This window comes from Cellulosilyticum sp. WCF-2 (assembly GCF_003990395.1).
GTDB lineage: Bacteria > Bacillota > Clostridia > Lachnospirales > Cellulosilyticaceae > Cellulosilyticum > Cellulosilyticum lentocellum.
In genome coordinates, this window is the sequence record NZ_CP034675.1 from 4,466,812 (window position 1) to 4,485,869 (window position 19,058).

20 protein-coding genes are annotated in these 19,058 nt (G+C 35.5%); 2 read left to right on the forward strand and 18 right to left on the reverse strand.

Features of this window, described 5'->3' with window-relative positions:
* Nucleotide 1: 1 nt before the first annotated feature.
* The 13 genes from EKH84_RS22775 to EKH84_RS20440 form a co-directional block, all read right to left on the reverse strand.
* Nucleotides 2-490, reverse strand: coding sequence for a DUF6462 family protein (locus EKH84_RS22775; protein ID WP_330547566.1), 489 nt, complete (start codon nucleotides 488-490; stop codon nucleotides 2-4).
* Between the two features lie 309 nt (nucleotides 491-799).
* Nucleotides 800-2,326, reverse strand: a complete 1,527-nt coding sequence (lysS, locus tag EKH84_RS20385; RefSeq protein ID WP_127067714.1) for a lysine--tRNA ligase — start codon at nucleotides 2,324-2,326, stop codon at nucleotides 800-802.
* Nucleotides 2,327-2,352: 26 nt separating this feature from the next.
* Nucleotides 2,353-2,829: a transcription elongation factor GreA gene (gene greA / locus EKH84_RS20390; RefSeq protein WP_013658342.1), complete on the reverse strand. Its 477-nt coding sequence runs from the start codon at nucleotides 2,827-2,829 to the stop codon at nucleotides 2,353-2,355.
* Nucleotides 2,830-3,022: 193 nt separating this feature from the next.
* Nucleotides 3,023-3,997, reverse strand: coding sequence for a tRNA dihydrouridine synthase DusB (gene dusB, locus EKH84_RS20395; protein ID WP_127067715.1), 975 nt, complete (start codon nucleotides 3,995-3,997; stop codon nucleotides 3,023-3,025).
* 12 nt (nucleotides 3,998-4,009) lie between these two features.
* Nucleotides 4,010-4,780, reverse strand: a complete 771-nt coding sequence (locus tag EKH84_RS20400; RefSeq protein WP_013658344.1) for a type III pantothenate kinase — start codon at nucleotides 4,778-4,780, stop codon at nucleotides 4,010-4,012.
* Nucleotides 4,781-4,870: 90 nt separating this feature from the next.
* Nucleotides 4,871-6,079 carry a bifunctional phosphopantothenoylcysteine decarboxylase/phosphopantothenate--cysteine ligase CoaBC gene (gene coaBC, locus EKH84_RS20405; RefSeq protein WP_127067716.1) on the reverse strand — a complete coding sequence of 403 codons (1,209 nt, stop codon included), beginning with the start codon at nucleotides 6,077-6,079 and terminating at the stop codon, nucleotides 4,871-4,873.
* 14 nt (nucleotides 6,080-6,093) lie between these two features.
* Nucleotides 6,094-6,735 carry an ECF transporter S component gene (locus EKH84_RS20410; protein ID WP_013658346.1) on the reverse strand — a complete coding sequence of 214 codons (642 nt, stop codon included), beginning with the start codon at nucleotides 6,733-6,735 and terminating at the stop codon, nucleotides 6,094-6,096.
* Between the two features lie 100 nt (nucleotides 6,736-6,835).
* Nucleotides 6,836-7,276 (reverse strand): DUF6145 family protein, encoded by a 441-nt coding sequence (locus tag EKH84_RS20415; protein WP_127067717.1) that lies wholly within the window; start codon nucleotides 7,274-7,276, stop codon nucleotides 6,836-6,838.
* Nucleotides 7,277-7,295: 19 nt separating this feature from the next.
* Nucleotides 7,296-8,273: a biotin--[acetyl-CoA-carboxylase] ligase gene (locus EKH84_RS20420; RefSeq protein WP_127067718.1), complete on the reverse strand. Its 978-nt coding sequence runs from the start codon at nucleotides 8,271-8,273 to the stop codon at nucleotides 7,296-7,298.
* Between the two features lie 142 nt (nucleotides 8,274-8,415).
* On the reverse strand, nucleotides 8,416-10,383 hold the full coding sequence (gene ftsH, locus EKH84_RS20425) for an ATP-dependent zinc metalloprotease FtsH (RefSeq protein WP_127067719.1): 1,968 nt from the start codon (nucleotides 10,381-10,383) through the stop codon (nucleotides 8,416-8,418).
* A gap of 29 nt (nucleotides 10,384-10,412) precedes the next feature.
* Nucleotides 10,413-10,931, reverse strand: coding sequence for a hypoxanthine phosphoribosyltransferase (gene hpt, locus EKH84_RS20430; protein WP_127067720.1), 519 nt, complete (start codon nucleotides 10,929-10,931; stop codon nucleotides 10,413-10,415).
* A 4-nt stretch (nucleotides 10,932-10,935) separates the two neighbouring features.
* On the reverse strand, nucleotides 10,936-12,309 hold the full coding sequence (tilS, locus tag EKH84_RS20435) for a tRNA lysidine(34) synthetase TilS (RefSeq protein WP_190283418.1): 1,374 nt from the start codon (nucleotides 12,307-12,309) through the stop codon (nucleotides 10,936-10,938).
* 146 nt (nucleotides 12,310-12,455) lie between these two features.
* Complete coding sequence (locus EKH84_RS20440; RefSeq protein WP_127067722.1) at nucleotides 12,456-12,806, reverse strand: hypothetical protein; 351 nt, start codon at nucleotides 12,804-12,806, stop codon at nucleotides 12,456-12,458.
* Between the two features lie 879 nt (nucleotides 12,807-13,685).
* Between EKH84_RS20440 and EKH84_RS22680 the strand changes: the two genes are divergently transcribed.
* Complete coding sequence (locus EKH84_RS22680) at nucleotides 13,686-13,814, forward strand: hypothetical protein (RefSeq protein WP_256372383.1); 129 nt, start codon at nucleotides 13,686-13,688, stop codon at nucleotides 13,812-13,814.
* Nucleotides 13,815-14,014: 200 nt separating this feature from the next.
* On the opposite strand, the gene EKH84_RS20450 is transcribed toward EKH84_RS22680, so the two are convergent.
* From EKH84_RS20450 to EKH84_RS20460, 3 genes are read right to left on the reverse strand one after another with little or no spacing between them, the layout of a single operon-like run.
* On the reverse strand, nucleotides 14,015-14,407 hold the full coding sequence (locus EKH84_RS20450) for a hypothetical protein (RefSeq protein ID WP_207669751.1): 393 nt from the start codon (nucleotides 14,405-14,407) through the stop codon (nucleotides 14,015-14,017).
* Nucleotides 14,408-14,437: 30 nt separating this feature from the next.
* Nucleotides 14,438-15,004, reverse strand: a complete 567-nt coding sequence (locus EKH84_RS20455) for an imm11 family protein (protein WP_127067724.1) — start codon at nucleotides 15,002-15,004, stop codon at nucleotides 14,438-14,440.
* Between the two features lie 20 nt (nucleotides 15,005-15,024).
* Nucleotides 15,025-17,880 (reverse strand): polymorphic toxin-type HINT domain-containing protein, encoded by a 2,856-nt coding sequence (locus tag EKH84_RS20460; protein WP_127067725.1) that lies wholly within the window; start codon nucleotides 17,878-17,880, stop codon nucleotides 15,025-15,027.
* A 66-nt stretch (nucleotides 17,881-17,946) separates the two neighbouring features.
* On the opposite strand from EKH84_RS20460, the gene EKH84_RS23005 reads away from it, so the two are divergent.
* Nucleotides 17,947-18,153, forward strand: coding sequence for an integrase core domain-containing protein (locus tag EKH84_RS23005; protein ID WP_442861339.1), 207 nt, complete (start codon nucleotides 17,947-17,949; stop codon nucleotides 18,151-18,153).
* A gap of 136 nt (nucleotides 18,154-18,289) precedes the next feature.
* Here the strand turns inward: EKH84_RS23005 and EKH84_RS23010 are convergent, their stop codons facing one another.
* Nucleotides 18,290-18,427: a polymorphic toxin-type HINT domain-containing protein gene (locus EKH84_RS23010; RefSeq protein WP_127067727.1), complete on the reverse strand. Its 138-nt coding sequence runs from the start codon at nucleotides 18,425-18,427 to the stop codon at nucleotides 18,290-18,292.
* 326 nt (nucleotides 18,428-18,753) lie between these two features.
* Nucleotides 18,754-19,047 carry an immunity protein TriTu family protein gene (locus tag EKH84_RS20475; protein WP_127067728.1) on the reverse strand — a complete coding sequence of 98 codons (294 nt, stop codon included), beginning with the start codon at nucleotides 19,045-19,047 and terminating at the stop codon, nucleotides 18,754-18,756.
* Nucleotides 19,048-19,058: the final 11 nt, after the last annotated feature.

A 19,058-nucleotide genomic window follows, 5' to 3' on the forward strand; every position in this document is an offset into this window, starting at 1 on the left:
CTTAGTAATCCTCCTCTGCAAATGATTCAACAAACGCCTCTACCTTTTCCAAATTAACCAATACACAACCCTTTACCTTACGAATTGCTCCTGCATCTTTCGCAAGGGACTGAAAGCTATGCAGTCCCATAGAAAACAATTCTGCTCCCTCGGCATATCTCACATACTTTTTCTTTTTTGACTTCACTAATTCCTCAAGATTTTCTACTTCTTTTCTTGTTCTAGGCATAATATAATCCTCCATCTCATTAATTACATCTTCGTCTTCGCTTATTGCGCAATGTTCTTCCAGATACTTTTCAAATACAACGATATCTACAATTGCTGTTTTTCTAAGCTTCCATGTAGCCTTAGCTTCTTTCGCCACGGACACAAAGCCCCAATAGGGCAGTCCATACAATCGAGAAGCTTTCTCATACGTCATGTACTTGTGATTTCTTCCTTCCAAGTACTTATCCAAGTTTACCGGCGGAGATTTTTCCTTTGGCATATTAGCCTCCTTTCGTGTAAAGAGGATGTATTGTTGTGTACGAATCAAAAAGCTTAGATAAACGTAAAAAAGCACCCATATTCAGTATTTCTACTAAATACGAGTGCCTAAAAATGTTCATTTTCGAACCGGCTATACCTCAATTTGCCACGTCTTTGACAATCCATAGAGGTAAGTTGAGTTATTTAATTGAATCCATTAAACACCATTGAAATCCACAGAAATCCTTAAGAAATGTGGTATTTTCGTGGCGCGATAGGATACGATTGGACTTCTATGGATTACCATAAGGTTCCATAAATCCGTACACTAATTCAGACTCTTCATGGTTGGGAATAATAATACATCTCTAATAGATGCTGAGTTAGTAAGGAGCATCACAAGTCTATCCACACCAACTCCAAGGCCACCTGTTGGTGGTAAGCCGTATTCTAAAGCTGTTAAGAAGTCTTCATCAATTTCACAAGCTTCATCATCGCCAGCTGCTCTAAGCTCTTCTTGACGTTTGAAACGACCTCTTTGGTCGATTGGATCATTAAGCTCAGAGAATGCATTAGCATGTTCACGCCCAACGATGAAAAGTTCAAATCTTTCTGTGTACTCTGGGTCTAATGGTTTACGTTTAGAAAGAGGAGAAATTTCTACTGGATGTTCTGTTAAGAAGGTTGGCTGAATAAGGTGTTCTTCAACAAATTCCTCAAAGAATAAGTTAAGGATATCACCTTTCATATGATGTTCTTCAAAAGCAACATGTTTTTCTTTAGCAATAGCTCTAGCTTCTTCAAGATCTTTAATTGCTCTAAAGTCTACTCCTGTATATTGTTTAACAGCATCTACCATAGAAATTCTAGCAAATGGTTTGTCAAGGTCGATTGTTACGCCATCATACTCAATAACTGCTGTTCCATTGACTTCTTTGCATACGTGTCTAATCATTTCTTCTGTAATATCCATCATATCATCGTAATCAGCAAAAGCTTGATATAATTCCATAATTGTAAACTCTGGATTATGTCTGATTGACATACCCTCGTTACGGAATACCCTACCGATTTCATAAACGCGATCAAAACCACCTACGATTAAGCGTTTTAACTTAAGTTCTGGTGCAATTCTCATGTACATATCAATATCTAAGGCATTGTGGTGTGTCACAAATGGACGTGCAGCTGCTCCACCTGCAATTGAGTGAAGTACAGGTGTTTCCACTTCGATAAAGTCTTTGTTATCTAAGAAGTTTCTCATTGAACGAATGATAGCACTACGTTTTAAGAAAGTATCTTTAACTTCAGGATTCACAATAAGGTCTACGTAACGTTGACGATATCTCATCTCTGTATCTTTAAGACCATGATATTTTTCAGGCAATATTTGTAAACTCTTAGATAAAAGTGTTACAGATTTTGCACGTACAGAAATCTCACCTTTTTGTGTTCTAAAGATATAGCCCTCAATACCTACGATATCACCAATATCATATTTCTTGAAATCTGCATAATCTTCATCGCCTAATTCATCTTTTCTAACATAAGACTGAATACGTCCTTCTTGATCTTGAATGGTAATGAAAGATGCTTTACCCATATCACGTTTAGCCATAATACGACCAGCTACTGATAAATGAGTTTTCTCTGACATCTCATGTTCTTCTAAGGTACTTTCGATGCTTTCAAAGTGTGCTTTAGCACTTTCACTATGTGCTGTTACATCAAACTTAGTAATTTTGAAAGGATCTTTCCCTTTTTCTTGAAGACCTGCAAGTTTGTCATATCTTACTTTAATTAATTCGCTAACGTTTTCTTGTACTTGTTCTTGTACTTGATTTTGATCAGACACTACTGATTCCTCCTCGTTTGTAATGCTTAGTTTGTAATACCTAAAATTTCATATTTATCAACACCCTCAGATGTTTCAACTTCTACAATATCTCCTACTCTACGGTTCATAAGTGCAGCACCTACTGGAGATTCATTTGAAATTCTACCATTGACAGGATCTGCTTCTGTTGAACCTACAATAAGGTAATCTACTTCTTCTTCAAAAGTATGATCATAAAGTCTTACTGTATAACCAGGTTTTACAATCTCTACTGCACCTTCTTCTGCTTCAATAACAACAGCATTTTTAAGCATTGTTTCAAGTTCAACAATTCTTACTTCAATTTCTGCTTGTTCTTCTTTAGCAGCATCATATTCAGCATTTTCAGAAAGGTCGCCTTGTGCTCTTGCTTCTTTTAATTTTTCAGCCACATCATTACGGCGTGTTGTTTTTAAGTTTTCAAGTTCTGCCTCTAACTTTTTAATCCCCTCATATGTGAGTAATACTGATTTGCTTGACATATTTTTACTCCCTTTCTTATACCTCTAATTATTTTATATATTTTAGTAACGCTTATGTCTATCTCTATGTTTTTTACATTTTATAATTTAACAATTATACCTTACACACCTTGTATTGTCAACTTAATCACCTTTGGCTAGCGTAGGTATATGTTCATATTATACTGCCCAATTTATGAGACCACATTCATGCTTATTCATGGCTTTCTAATCGCTTTAAACAAGCCTCTAAAAGCCTTTCTATATCAGCATAAGTTTCTATAGCAGTCAAGGTTCTACGTAGGTCTGCTGCACCATGTACTCCTCTTACATAAGAGGTTAGATGAGACCTCATTTCTCTCATACCTACATACTCACCTTTGTATGCTTCTAATAACTTAGCATGCTTTAAAATAACAGGTACACGTTCTTCAAAGGTAGGCTCTGGCAAAAGTTCGCCTGTTTCTAAATAATGAACTGTTCTTTTGAAGATCCAAGGGTTACCTTGAGCTGCTCTAGCAATAAGTACTGCATCACAACCGGTATAATCTAACATGCGTTTAGCATCTTGCGGTGTTCTAATATCACCATTTCCTATAAGTGGAATATGGATATGCTGCTTTACTTCCTTAATAATATCCCAGTCAGCGCTGCCACTATAAAATTGCTCTCTCGTTCTGCCATGAAGAGCAATGGCACTAGCCCCTGCTTCTTCAATAATCTTTGCCACTTCTACTGCATTAACCATTTCATCATTAAAGCCTTTTCTAATCTTAACAGTAAGCGGCTTCGTTAGTGCCTTAGCTACAGCATAAACAATCTCTCCGATAAGCTCCGGATTTTTTAGTAGCGCCGACCCTTCACCATTTTTAGTAATTTTAGGTGCTGGGCACCCCATATTAATATCTATGAAATCCACATCACTTTGTTCCACTTGTTTTGCCATTTCACTTAATATTTTAGGGTCACTACCAAAAAGCTGTGCGCCTATGGGATGTTCTTTTGGATCTATATATAAAAGATCATTGGTTTTACCATTTTCATAAAGTAACCCCTTGGCACTGACCATTTCTGTGGTCATCATTCCCACACCAAATTCTTTACAAATCAATCTAAAGGGCAAGTCTGTAATGCCTGCCATAGGTGCAAGAAACACATTATTGGGTGTTTCTACTGTACCAAACTTCATTTTTTAATCATCCTATCTATTTTTTTCATATATGAGTGCAAGACCTTTAAGCGTCAGGATACCATCATATTTTTCGATGACACTTGTACCATCTTGAATAATTTTAGCAAGGCCTCCTGTAGCAATTACTTTTAAGTCATCACATTGCATTTCTTCTTTAACCTTTTTAACAATGTATTCAATTTGCCCAATATAACCATAAACTAAACCAGATTGCATACTGGTAGTGGTGTTTTTACAATCTAAGATACCTTTAGTTTTCTTAATTTCCATATGTGGCAGTTGTGCCGCTCTTTGCCAAAGGGCATCAGCACAAATACGAATACCAGGAGTAATAAGTCCTCCTATAAATTCACCTTTTGCATTAACAATATCATAGGTAGTAGAAGTTCCAAAGTCTATTGCCATACAAGGCCCCCCATAAAGTTCATAGGTAGCTACACAATTGACAATACGGTCTGCTCCTACTTCTCTTGGATTATCCGTTCTAACAGCTAGTCCTGTTTTAAGCCCCGGACCTACAATAAGAGGTTTCTGACGTAAATATCTTTTGATGCCATTATTAAAGGAATACATAATATCAGGTACAACTGAGGATATAATGACAGCTGTAATATCTTGGATTTTAATTTCCTTTTGTCTTAACATCTCAACCATCATAATACCATATTCATCTGACGTACGTGGAGTTTGAGTCGTTAATCGAAAGCTGGAAATTAATTCTAGTCCCTTCATAACCCCCATAACAATGTTGGTATTTCCTATGTCTATCGCTAATAACATAAATGTTTTCTCTCCTTGCTACTCAAATTAAAACTCCCTAAGCTTTCAAAAAGGGTGCTGCAAATCCTCTTTGCAACACCGCTTTTTATCTTATAAATAAGCTTTTACTTTATCTAAAATAACATGACCTAACTGAAGCTTCGACATTTGCTCATAAGCAGTAACCGCTCCGCTACTTTCAATAATGGTAGCAATATTAGTATCCCCTTTAAAGCCAGCGCCATCCTCAGCTATATTGTTAGCCACAATAAAGTCTAGGTGCTTTTTAGTGATTTTTTCCTTTGCATATTCTAGCACATTTTGTGTCTCTGCCGCAAATCCAACTAATACCTGATGGGTTTTCTTCTCACCTAAACTTTGAAGAATGTCTGGATTAGGTACTAATTCTAAGGTTAAATGACTATTATCTTTCTTAATCTTATGCTCACTTATAGCCTTCGGTCTATAATCTGCTACAGCCGCTGTTTTGATAACCACATCAGCCCATTCAAAATGCTGATGAACAGCTTCATACATATCTCTAGCACTTTTTACATTAACGCGTTCCACTCCTTCAGGACACTCTAGCTGAGTAACACCAGAAACCAGAATGACTTTGGCACCTCTACTTACTGCATCCTTAGCAATAGCATATCCCATTTTTCCTGAAGAATGATTGGTAATATAACGCATTGGATCAATAGCTTCAATAGTAGGCCCTGCTGTTATTAAAACGTGCTTGTCCTTTAAATCCTGCTCTGCTTCTGACCCAAGATCACTTCTATTTTCTAATAGCTCTGTTACGTAGTCTACTAGTACCTCTGGTGCTGGTAATTTACCTGCACCTAAATCACCACAAGCCAGCCAGCCTTTATCAGGTTCTATAAACAAATAACCTTTTTCTTTTAAATACGCTATATTTTCCTGTACAATAGGATTTTCATACATGGCTGTATTCATAGCTGGGGCAAAAACTACGGGGCATCTAGCAGCCATAACCGTAGTTGAAAGCATATCATCTGCAATACCATGAGCTACTTTACCAATAATATTAGCTGTAGCTGGGGCAATAAGCATTAATTCTGCTTTTTTAGCTAATGCAATATGCTCTACTTCCCATTTATGAGGCCTAGCAAATGTATCCGTTACCACATAATTATTGGTAATCGTTTCAAAGGATAAAGGTGCCACAAATTCACAGGCATTTTGAGTCATGATTGTATTCATTTCATATCCTAGTTTTCTAAGCTTGCTAGCTACATCTAACATTTTATAACAAGCAATACCACCTGTTACACCTAATAAAATATGTTTTTTCATATGTCACCTAACCTCTACCTTGCTAAAATACGCTGCGTTTTAAAAACCTTACTTAATACCTTACCTATTGCACTTACTAAAACAGCTGCTACAATGGCTTCTGGTACGCCATTAGTAAGTACAACGCCCATAATCACCTTGAAAACAAATCCAATACCTTGTGCTGTATTACTTGCATAAGGTTCAGCTTGTCCAAAAAATAAATAAATAAAACTCATAACAAATATGGTATTTGTAAGTGAACCCACAATACCTGCTCCTATATAAGCTGACCATTTCGTTTTGTCAAACTTGCTCATGAACTGATAAGTGTAATAAGATGTAATCCCAACTAGTACCCTAGGTACAAGAGCTACCACTAAACTCCATACATTTCCTTTAGTGGTTCCTAAAGTATAAAAAGGTGAAAATACAAACGAAGTAACGCCAGGCTCAATAGTATTCATCACAACAGATAAAATACCAAATACCAATCCTAATATACTTCCTTCTATAGGTCCTAAGAAAATGGCTCCTATGATAACAGGGATATGTAGGATCGTTGCCTTCATAAAGGGTAAGGGTATAAAACCAATATGTGCAAAAGTTAGCACCAGTTCAATGGCTATAAGCACTCCCAAAAACGTTAGACTCCTAGTATTTCTTTTAATATTCATTTTTTCCTCCTTGCTGTCGCTCTTTAATAAGATGCAACGCTTATTTTTAACAGCATACATTATAGCATAATAGTTTATATTAGTATAGGCAATTTACTCCTTAGTCTTCCAAAAGCATTATAACGAATTCCTTAAAAGCTTCCCCATATTTTTCCACTATAGTACTAATAATCTCTTCTTTACTTTTATTTTCACTTTGAAGTACTACCACATCTCTTACAATAGCGCCATTAGGTGTATGATAAACCACATACCACATCTTAACAGCCTTTAAAAGTTCTACTTCTTCTTTTTGGAACTTCTTAATTCTAAGTTCTGCTCCAATCTCATCATAAAAACTTAAGTCCTCATAACGTTGTTCCATAAACACTTCGCCATCTTCATAAAAGCCTAGGGAAATAATAGCATTTGTTTTCTCTGCAATAACACCTAGTTTAGCTCGTAATGTTTCCTTAATATCCTTTGGTAAATCTTCATATAAATCGTTGATATAGTACTTTTGTACATAAGGTGATACTGATATTAAAATATGTTTTTCCATAGTTCATTCCTTTTCCTCTCTAAATATAACCATATAATCCTCTTACTGAAACTTCACCTGAGTGTATTAATTTTTCTTCACCAGTTTCAGTTTTAACGATTAAATTACCATCTATGGTAAGCTCCTTCGCCTCTGCTGTAAAACTCTCATTTCCACTTATTATTTTCACCGTCTTGCCAAGTGTTATACAATGAGCTTCATAACGGCTTAAAATAGCTGTTAAATGAGGATCCACTTTATAATGCTTATAATCTTTTTCAAAGCGTTCTAAAAATGCTTTAATAAGACTTGCTCTTTCATAATCCTGCTTTCCCTCTAATGCTAAAGAAGTAGCAAATGGCAGTTCTTCAGGAAATGCTTTGTGATTCACATTAACCCCTATTCCTAATACAATATAGTTAATACGCTCCATTTCAGCACTCATCTCTGTTAAAATGCCACATACCTTTTTCCCATTTACTACAATATCATTTGGCCACTTAATAGTAGCATCTAAACCTGTAACCTCTCTGATAGCTTCGCACATACAAAGTCCTGCTACTAAGGTTAATTGACTTGCATATTGAGGTAAAATCTCTGGTTTTAAAATAAGGCTCATCCATATCCCTGTACCTGCTGGAGAGTTCCAATTTCTTCCTAAACGCCCCTTCCCCGCAGATTGTTGATCAGCAATCACCAAAGTCCCTTCACTTGCCCCTTCTCTTGCTAAAGCTTTCGCCTTTTCATTGGTAGAATCAACTACCTCATAATACTTAATCACTTGTCCTAAAGTATAGCCACAAAGCATAGGTGCTAACTCTGCTGGTGTAATCACATTTGGTTTTTCTACTAATTTATATCCTTTTTTAGTACTTGATTCTATAATATAGCCTTCTCCCTGAAGCTTTTTAATAGCTTTCCATACAGCTGCTCTCGTTACACCTAGGCTTTGACTCATTTCTTCTCCTGATATATATGCTTCTTGCTTTTTTAATAAGGCAAGTACTTTATCTTTCATTATTACTCCTCCATCCCTTGGAACCTCACATATGATATATTTATATAACACTTTAAGTCATATAGCAATAGGATAAGTATTTTAGTTCTCCCTTAGTGAGCAAAAGGCTGCTACACCTAAAGTGTAACAGCCCCATTACTTTTTATAAATTATTTTCAGTTTCATCTGCTTTAGCTAAGCTTACTGATTCTGTATTTTCTTTTTGCTGCATAGCTTGTTTATCAGCTTCTAGTTCTTCTTCTGTTTCGAAGAAATTGATATCATCTACTTTATCAATATCAACACTTTCGCCTCTCATAAGCTTTCTAAACTCTCTACCTGTGATTTTTTCTTTCTTAATCAGCACTTCAGATGCACTATGAAGTACTTCCATATTTTCTTTTAATAAAGCAACAGCTTTATCATGACACTCACGAACGATTTCACTAATTTGTTTATCGATCTCTGTTGCTAAAGCATCACTGTAATTACGTTGATGATTATAGTCTCTACCTAAGAATGGCTCTTCTTGTTCATCTCCAAATTTAATTGGCCCTAAAGAACTCATACCATATTTAGTAACCATATCTCTTGCAATATTAGTTGCTCTTTCGATATCGTTAGAAGCACCTGTTGTAATATCACCAATAACGATTTCTTCTGCTGCACGACCACCAAGTAAGCTAATAATTTCTTGAAGCATTCTTGTTTTAGTCATATGTCTATGATCTTCTTTTGGTACTGGCATTGTATAACCTGCTGCAAAACCAGTTGGGATAATAGAAACACTGTGTACTTGCTCAATTTTATCTAAAATTTCATGTAAGATAGCATGCCCAATCTCATGGTAAGCAGTGATACGTTTATCTTCATCAGTAATAACGTAGCTTTTCTTTTCTGTACCAATACCGATTTTAACGAAAGCTTTTTGAACCTCTTCCATATCAATAGCACGTTTATTGTGACGTGCAGTAAGTAAGGCTGCTTCATTCATTAAGTTCGCAAGATCTGCTCCTGTAAAGCCTGAAGTAATCTTAGCGATCGTTTCAATATCAACATCTTCATTTAATGGTTTACCTTTTGCATGGATTTTAATAATATCTTTACGTCCTTTAACATCAGGTCTACCTACTACAATTTGTCTGTCAAAACGACCTGGTCTAAGAAGAGCTGGGTCAAGAATGTCTGCACGGTTTGTAGCAGCCATTACAATAACACCTTCATTAGCACCGAAACCATCCATTTCAACAAGTAATTGATTAAGTGTTTGTTCTCTTTCATCATGTCCGCCGCCAAGACCAGCGCCACGCTTACGTCCTACAGCATCAATTTCATCAATAAATACGATACAAGGTGCATTCTTCTTTGCTTGTTCGAAAAGGTCACGTACACGAGAAGCACCTACACCTACGAACATTTCAACGAAGTCTGAACCTGAAATACTAAAGAATGGTACGCCAGCTTCACCAGCTACTGCTTTAGCAAGTAAGGTTTTACCTGTTCCTGGAGGTCCTACTAAAAGGACACCTTTAGGAATCTTAGCACCTACTTGGATATAGCGATTTTGATTTTTAAGAAAGTCAACAATTTCTGCAACCTCTTCTTTTTCTTCTTCAAGACCTGCTACATTTTTAAAGGTAATATTTCCTTTTTCGTCGATGGTCATCTTGGCTTTGCTCTTACCAAAGTTCATGATACGGCCACCGCCGCCTCCACCACCTTGCATTTGTTGTACAAAGAAAATCATAATGAATATAAACATACCGATAATCAGTACAATCTGCATGATTGGGAAGAATAAGCTTGTTTGTGGTTCACTACTTGTAAACTTAAATGAGCTTCTAAGCTCTGGAGATAAGTTATAAATATAGTTACTAAATGCTTCTTGAGCAACACTAATGGTTGATTTATTACCGTCTTTATCTGTAATGATAAATTTACCATCATCACCACTTGAGATAATTTGCTCTATAGATTTGATTTCTTTATTTTCTATTGCTGTCATTACATCAAGCGCACTCATTTTAGGAGATGTATCACTTAAATCTCTACTAGTGCCATAGAATACAAACAAAGTCAGAACAACAACTAAAATAAGGTACACATAAGTTCCTTTGAATTTCTTTTTCATAATTAAATCCTCCTTTCTGACTCTTGGGGTTACCCTTTATTTACTGCAATATAAGGTAGATTTCTATAATATTGCTTATAATCTAAACCATAGCCAATCACAAATTCATTGCCTACCTTGAAGCCTTCATACTCTACTTCAACGTCTGTTACACGTTCTTCTTCTTTATTAAGTAAGGTACAAAGCTTAATACTTGCAGGCTTTCTTTCTCCTAACATTTTTTTCACATAAGCTAGCGTTCTACCTGAATCAATAATATCTTCTACTATAAGTACATGTTTATCCGTAATTGGCTCATCTAAATCCTTAACGATTTTTACAATACCACTACTTTTATACTCATCACCATAGCTAGATACTACCATAAACTCCATTTTGAGTGGTACTGTAATATGTTTAACAAGGTCAGTCATAAACATGACCCCACCTTTTAAGATACACAAAACAATAATCTCTTTCCCCTCATAATCATGACTGATTTCAGCTCCTAACTCAGCGATGCGAGCTTGCAATCTTTCTTCTGATATGAGCGTTTCTAAATTAAGCATGCCTTTACCTCTCATTCATCATTTGTATTTCTAAGACTTTAGTGGTTTCTTGGGTAACATAATAGTCCGTATTTAAACGGCTCCCTATAACCCATATAATTTCATCTCCATCTGCAATAAGAGGTAAGCTATCTCTTACATCCTTAGAGATTTTTTCATCGATAAAAAGTTTTTTTAGCTTTTTCGTCCCAGCACCTAAGGAAATGTAATCTTCAGGCTGTCTTGTACGAATTTGCAATCCATTTTTTATTCTACCATAATCAATATATTTAGTATATAAGTTTTCACTTTTTTGATGAATTGCCTCTTTAGAAACAAGTTTTAAGCTAAGGACTAAGCCTGCTTCTTTAATCTCTTGTGTACCTAGACTTAGCGGTATAGCGTAAGACAATGAACTTAGCTTTTCCTTAGTAAGAATAAGCTGATCATAGATTTTACGTAAAGTAACTTGCTTGGGCAAGTGAACTTCTTTTCCACTTTGTCCTTCCATTAAAGCTAAAGCGCTTTCTAAGTGCTTAGAACTAAAATCCTTTAAACTGCCTGTAAGCTTTTCTATTGCCATAAAAAAAAGTCTTTTTTGCATATACGGATGATAGCTTTTAAGTAATTTCTCATCTAGCACAATAGCTGTTTCCTGCTGACTGGCCACTAACTCAAATAAACTTTTTGTATAACCTTCTAAAAAATCTTCTTCCTCTCTATAGAGCTGACTATGTTCACCTAATACTTTTATAAAAGAAGGATTAATCGCACTTTCTATATAAGGTGTACATTCTAACCGAATCTTATTACGGGTATAAATGGGCATAAAATTGGTTTCATCATGTCTGAAAGGCACCTGATGTACCTTGCAGTAGGATTCTATCTCCTTCCGTGTCACATCTAATAAAGGCCTAATGATTTGCCCTCTTTTAGGTAAAATACCACCTAGTCCTTTAATATCTGTTCCTCTAAAAAATCTCATCATCATCGTTTCAGCTTGATCATTCATGTTATGAGCTGTTACTATTTTAGCACCCGGATTTAATAAAGATATAAAGAAATTGTATCTTTCTTCTCTTCCAATCTCTTCCTCTGAGCATTTTTTTTGCTTTGCTAGCGCTTTAATATTGCAATTATGTCTATAAAAAGGAATATAATAGGCCTTACAAGTTTCTTCTACTAGGGCCGCATCTAAATCCGCACTCTCTCTAATACCATGATGGACATGAGCCACTTTTAAACTTACCTGATATGCTTCCTTATAAGTGTAGAAATAGTGAAGGAGCATCATAGAGTCCATGCCTCCTGATACACCTAAAATAAGCTCGTTTCCTTGTTCGATTAACTGATTTTTCTCGATGAACCTTTTTATCTTTCTATGAATTTGCTCTGCCATCCTACGCTCCTTATATAGTATAGCCATATTTTAGGTTTTGATAAATTTTCACATTCAAATCAATGAATCTTATCTATCTTACTCACGCTATCTCATATTTATTCTACTATAAATCAAAAACAGCTTACTTTTCAATAGTTTAAAAGCTAGGAATATATTTTAAAAAGTAAAAACATTACACATATGAAGCAAAAAGAAATGGATAGATAGAGAAAGGCATCAATCATCTTGGCTCTCTTTTGCCGTTTCAATGCTAATTCATGCTTTCTAGCAGCTTCTAATTTTAGATTTTCTAGATAGGGATCATAGGGCATTTCTGTTTTTTTAGAGGCTTGGTTAAATGAAATAGGCGATTTCTTAAGCTGGTTTTCAACTAAATGCTCTGCATATTGAAATAAATTATTAGGAATCGGAGTGGTTTTACTTTCTTTTAAAACAAAAACAGCTTTTTCAAACCAATCACTTTGCTGTCCATCTATGGTAATTTGCTTTTTCATTATTCATCTCCTTAAGTGCTATTCTTATCTTAGAAAATAGCCAAGTTCACAGCAAATTATTCAGATTTTTAAGACTTTTACACCTTTATTCTTGAAAAATGCTCTTGGTTAAATTAATTTTAAAATTTTTTAGGGAATGATTACTTTTACCACATATAATAGAGTGTAAAGACAAAACAAATAACTTCCCACGGCATAATCACCACAGCTTCAATCTGAGGAACTGACCGGGTCAGCCAAGTCTCAATCTATTGTTATAGGTACCTCTGGACTTAAGGAAAATGTTCACTGATGCGCTGCAAGGGAGGCGCCACTTATAAGTTGTTTGAAATGTTTTTATACCTTGCATTACCAAATAAAGTTTTAAACCAGAGTCCTAACACCTTAGCTTCCTAGCTTAGGGTGCACCAGCTAAGTTGTTAGGAGCTCCTCCTCTTGTTTAAGCTTTTATAACTTTACTTGTATTCTCATCAGATGACATATTGGCGCTGAGGAGCAACCTTTGTGTCCTTTTGTAAATACAGGTAATGGTTGTAGAAGTCAAAAACAAGTGCTGGAGTCCAAAAACGCCCATTCTAGATTTTTCTAGGATGGGCGTTTTTTTAGTTATTACTGTTGAATTTCTCCTGTAATTACATTAATCATCAATGGATTCTTCATCTCATCAAATTTTACTTTGTCATTATAAGGAATTCTTACTCCTTTTGTATCGAGAGTAGTTCCTGCTACAGGATTTTTAAATAATCCTTGTTTTTTAATACTTTTATATATCCATCAAGTTGAGCCTTGGCGTTTGTAGACTTTTGATCTGCTTTAGCACTAAATATCTTCCCTGACATCTTAGCAAGTGCCACCTGTTCTACAGATGATGGTTTTCACTTGACTGGCTTTGTCGTAGGTCGTGGTTCTCGTGGTGCCGTTTGGTCTTGTGATGGTTTTGATTCTGCCGTTATTGTCATAGTGAGTGATACCGCCGTTAAAGTCTATGGTGTCTGTAAGCAATTCTGAGCCGTCGTAGTTGTAGGTAATGTTTTGTCCATTTGGATATGTCAATTCTTTAAAATCCTCTAAGTTATCATAAGTCTAAGGGTTATATAATAATCTAGCACTATGATTTTAGTCACTTTGTCACGTTCATCATACTCATAAAATAATGTAGAAAAAATCCGTTATTTTTATATTAGACGGATTTTTTCTATGCCTTAAATCTATTTGATAACAACCAAATCTCCATCACAAAAACCTGTTGTGATATGCTCTACCTTCAATAACTTATTATCATTTAATTCTTCAACAAGTTCTTGTAAAATACTAGTAGCTATCTCAAGTACTTTCTCCCACTCTATACTTTCATCGATTTCAAAATAAGGACACGCTCTTTGCTCTGGTACAAAATCTTCTTCACAAGCCCAGTCATCATCCTCCTCGTCATATTCTTTTGCTCCTATTACTTCCATACCATATGGCTCATATAATCCAAAATTAAGCGCTTTTATGCTATCTGGTAATTCTTCTTTTTCTAAAGCACTAAGCCATTCCTTTACGCTTGTCTTTAATTTGAAATAAGTTACTTCTTCCATTATCCCTTTATACATCGCCATCCTTCTCTCCCCCATTTCACTGTTTTTTCTCTAGTTAACTTTAACTTCTAAAAAAGAAAATCCAGATAACTTATTTGTCTCGATTTCTTTTTTAAATACTTCTGATACAAATATAGGCATAATAGATTCTTTTAATTTGAATATATGATGACCTTTTATCACCTCAGCCTTTAAACCATATTTCTTAACGGAGAGTAGCTTAATATCCTTAGCTGTAATATAGGAGTAGTCTGAATGCTCCAGGTCTAATGCCTCTAAAACATCAATAATATTAGCAACTTGATAATCTGTTACAACCTCCTGTGTCACCACATCTTTTATTTTTACAGGTAGATATTGTACTTCTTCTTCAATCAGTGTTCTTATTAGTATCCGAAACTGCTTAGATACTATCAGCCAACCTTTGGCATTATGCAAGTAATCTGTAAATATATTCTCTTCCTTAGAATTATATTCGAACATTACTTCTTCAGGCCACTGAGCAACTTTTTCTCCCTTACAGACTATGTATTGATTAACATTACTACTCTTCGCACTTTTACAGCCTACCCACCCCTTATCATGCTCATAATCATATATTAATTCATAGTATTTCATCACTTGTCTCCTTACTGTTCTTATTTTACCCAATATGCCTTATATAACATCTCCGGATTGTTTTTAATTTCTTGTTTTACTCCTTCATATAGCGCCTTAAACATCTCTACATCACCTTGTGCTATTACATCAATCTCTTTCATTTTCTTAAGTACATACTCGTGATATGCATAAGGATGTCTTCCTTGATGTGGCATCATTGCTTTATTCCAATCACCATCTAAATCTAATCCATACTTATTTGTTATCTCTTCAAACTGATACGTGTATTTTTTACTTTTATTAGTACTAAAATGATGGAGTTGATCCGGCTTACATTTATTATGAACTAAAATACGTTCAGACGATACAAAATATGTATGCCAATCTTCTACTTCAAAATTATATACCTTTATCGGCTCTTCTAAAATATTAATTTCTATCTTATCTAGTTGAATAATCTCTCCAGATTGTAACCTTAGCCTATCGCCTGATGTTAATTCTTTAGCCGAAACCCAACCTTTTTCTTCTACCCAGAAAGGATGTGTTTCAGTTGCCCTAATTATTGTATCATCAACATAAATATTAACTAATACATCTGTCTCATTAATAAAAACATTAACAACTTGCTTTAATGCTATTTCTCCTGTTTGGATATTTTGTGACCATACATAGTTACCTACTTGTATTATTCCAATTGCTTTTAATCCGTCTTCAGTTGAAACAAGTGTTCCTTCTACAAAGCATACACTATAACATGGGTCCATTTGTCCAATATAATTACCTATTGCAGAGAACATATACATATCTGTTAACATAGATACTTGTTGAACTTGCTTACTATACTCTTGCATTGCCCAATCACCAAAATATGCTCCATGTTGATAGCTGTTATATGCCGTTGTAGTTAAAGCTGCAATATCGCTAGGACTTGCTGAAAATAGTTTCTGATGCCAACTTCTGCTATCATACTCTTCTTGACTCATGAATCCAAGCGCAATGATATCTTCTCCTGTTAGCTGATGATTGGTTTTTAAAATACTTAATGCACCTAATCTTTGTAATTCTGTTCCCCTTCCTAAGAATTCATTTTCTTCTAAGAAAGTAATATCACCTTGATCAAATGCTTTAATTGAAGTCAAGCAAGCTTGCTTATAAGCTTCTAGTTCTACTGTATACCTTGCAGCATCTTGTGCATCTTTAGGTCTGTAGTTTAAGTCCGGGATTGCTGCTAATCCAAATGGGTCTATTAAAGATATAGGATTACCATTTGCATAAGCAAATCGATTAAGGGTTATGGCATTATCTAAACTTCCTTGAATAACATCTTGGTTAATAAAGCGTTTGATATCTGGATTGTAGTACCTTGCTCTCATGTAGTAGAGTCCGTTGTTGTCTGTTTCTACACCGTATCTACCGTTGTAGAGAAATGGTGTTCTTGTCTTTCCTGTTCTGCCGCATTGTTCTCCGTATGGACCGTAGGTAAAGGTATCTGTTACTGTTCCTTGTCCATTAGTAATAGCTACTGTACTTCCTCTGTTGTCGTAGTGGTAAGTCGCATATTCACCACCTTCTACATGCATGATTAAACCTGTAGCGTAGATGTATTGTCTGACAGTACTACCTTTTTTCTCTACCAAGACTTTAGAAAGAGCACCACTAGTGGTGTCCACTACATAAGTCGTTGTTTCACCATTTTCCGTCTTGCCGATGCGATTATTTTCTGCATCGTATTGGTAAGTTGTTGTGCCGGCCTCTATAAGTCTATTTCTAGCATCGTACTTAAACTCTACCATCTTGCCATCTAGTGGCCCATAGGTCATGTTACCATCAGCGTCATATTTAACTTCTTGTCCGTTGTAGGTAAGGAGTCTATTGCCTTTGCCATAGGTCATGATGGTTTCACCGTTAGTAATAGTGAGGTTTTCATTCAAGCCTTTTTCTTCTTTTATTTTACCACCGGCATCATAGTCAAAGCTATAGTTACAGATGTTTTCACCTTTGGCATTTGTGTCAATGATGGTTTTCACTTGACCTGCCGCATCGTAAGTAGTGTTTCTAGTAGTGCCGTTTGGTCTTGTGATGGTTTTGATTCTGCCGTTATTATCATAGTCATAGTGAGTTGTACCACCATTAAAGTCTATGGTGTCTGTGAGTAAACCTGAGCCATCGTAGTTGTAGGTAATGGTTTGCCCATTAGGATATGTCAGTTCCTTGAGATTGCCTGCAGCATCATAGTTGTATTGGATCGTATTACCATTTGCATCTGTATAAGTTTTGACACGGTTTAGCTCGTCAAAGGTTCTAGTGATAGTACCTGCTTTTGCCGAACTTACAGTTAGTAGATTGCCATTTTTGTCATAAGTGTAGCTAGTGCTATCTACTTGGTCTGTTAAACTCTTAATTCTACCTGCGGCGTCATAGTCATAGGTTGCTGTTTGGCCCCTTGCATTGGTCTTCGTTTTAAGTAAATTAAGATCGTTATAAGTATAAGAATACTTACCACCAAATGGTGTGGTTTCTGTTAACAAATTACCTATTATATCATAGTCATAGCTTTGAGTGTTGCCTTCTGGGTCTGTGGTGGTCTTCACTTGTCCCTTTGGATTATAAGTAGCTGATGTAATAACTGGCTCTGTTCTGTTTTCTGTAGCTGGGTCTACTACCTGTTTTAAGTTACCTCTATTATCATATTGCCTTTCTTTAGTTTGATTAAGAGCATCTATAGAGGTTTGAAGACGATTCATATTGTCATAGCGGTTCGTAGTGGTATTGCCTAAGGCATCTGTAACAGTTTCTAAGTTAGAAGCTGCGTCATAGGTCATTTTGCTAATAAGCTGACCATAGCCATCATAAACCTCTTTGGCATTGCCTCTAGCATCATAAAAAGTCTTCATTGTTCTACCTGCACCATCAGTAGTGGTTTCTATGTTTCCTAGAGCATCATAGGTCTGTGTGGTTACATAGCGGTCTCGTGCTATGATAATGCACCTATGGAGAGTTTCTATAGCACGTTAAAAACAGAATATGTTTCACAACATCACTTCAAAGATGATGAGTGCTTAAATCAAGGTATCTATGGGGAGATTTATTGCTGGTATAATCATGTAAGACCTCATTCATTTAATGGGGGTAAAGCTCCAGCTACGAAAAGAACAAGCTATAGTTAGCTTTTTTACACTAGATTTTTAAAAAGTATTTTAACTAAAATGCTTTTTAAGAATCTAGTCTACAGGGGGTTGGGGAGTTATTCCCCAAGAGCTAGAGAAGATTTCAACTATAGTGTTACAATTTTGCTTGACCAGCTCAGATAATGACTACTTTATCATGAATATAAGTGGCTTGAACTTCTTTCAGGCCTTTTTCTCCTGTTTCTGGATTTTCAGCGTAAACATTGGCCCCTACTTGGATATCTTCTATCGATTTAAGTCCTTCTGCTGTCAAAACTAGTGTTTATAGACCTCTAACTTCTTGTAAAATGTAGGCTCAAAGTTAAGTAGAATCGTAATCGCTTTGATTATCAGCTCATTACGAGACATACTAAGTGCTTTAACTTGTGTATCCATAATAACTACTTCTGGACTGTTTTTAGTTAGAAGAACATTGATTAGTTCTGTCATACCAAAATATTATAATTATTCTAACTAATAATATTATCATTTATATTCAACCACCTTTAGTGTATCACATTTTCATGGTTATGTATTTTAGGCAAAAAGAAAACCCAGCAGGTACCAAACTTAATTGGTATGCTGAGCCTAACAAATCTTTTAATTTTTCAATATTACTTTAATATATGGTTGTATAAAACACTCTACTTCGTGTTGTTCTTCATAATGTGCAAACATTAATCTCCTCTCAGTCTGTATATCTAAAACCTCTAAATCAATAGTCCCATCTTTCCACACACAAATTCTACCAATACATTTATCTGTACTCTGGTCCACCCTTATGCAGGGCAATTCTACTTCTTCACTTGTCGTAATTATTTCATCTGTAGTAATTCCTATTTCTTCTAATTTATACCTATTTTTCTCTATCCATTTCTCTAATATCTTATGCATAGTATCCCCCT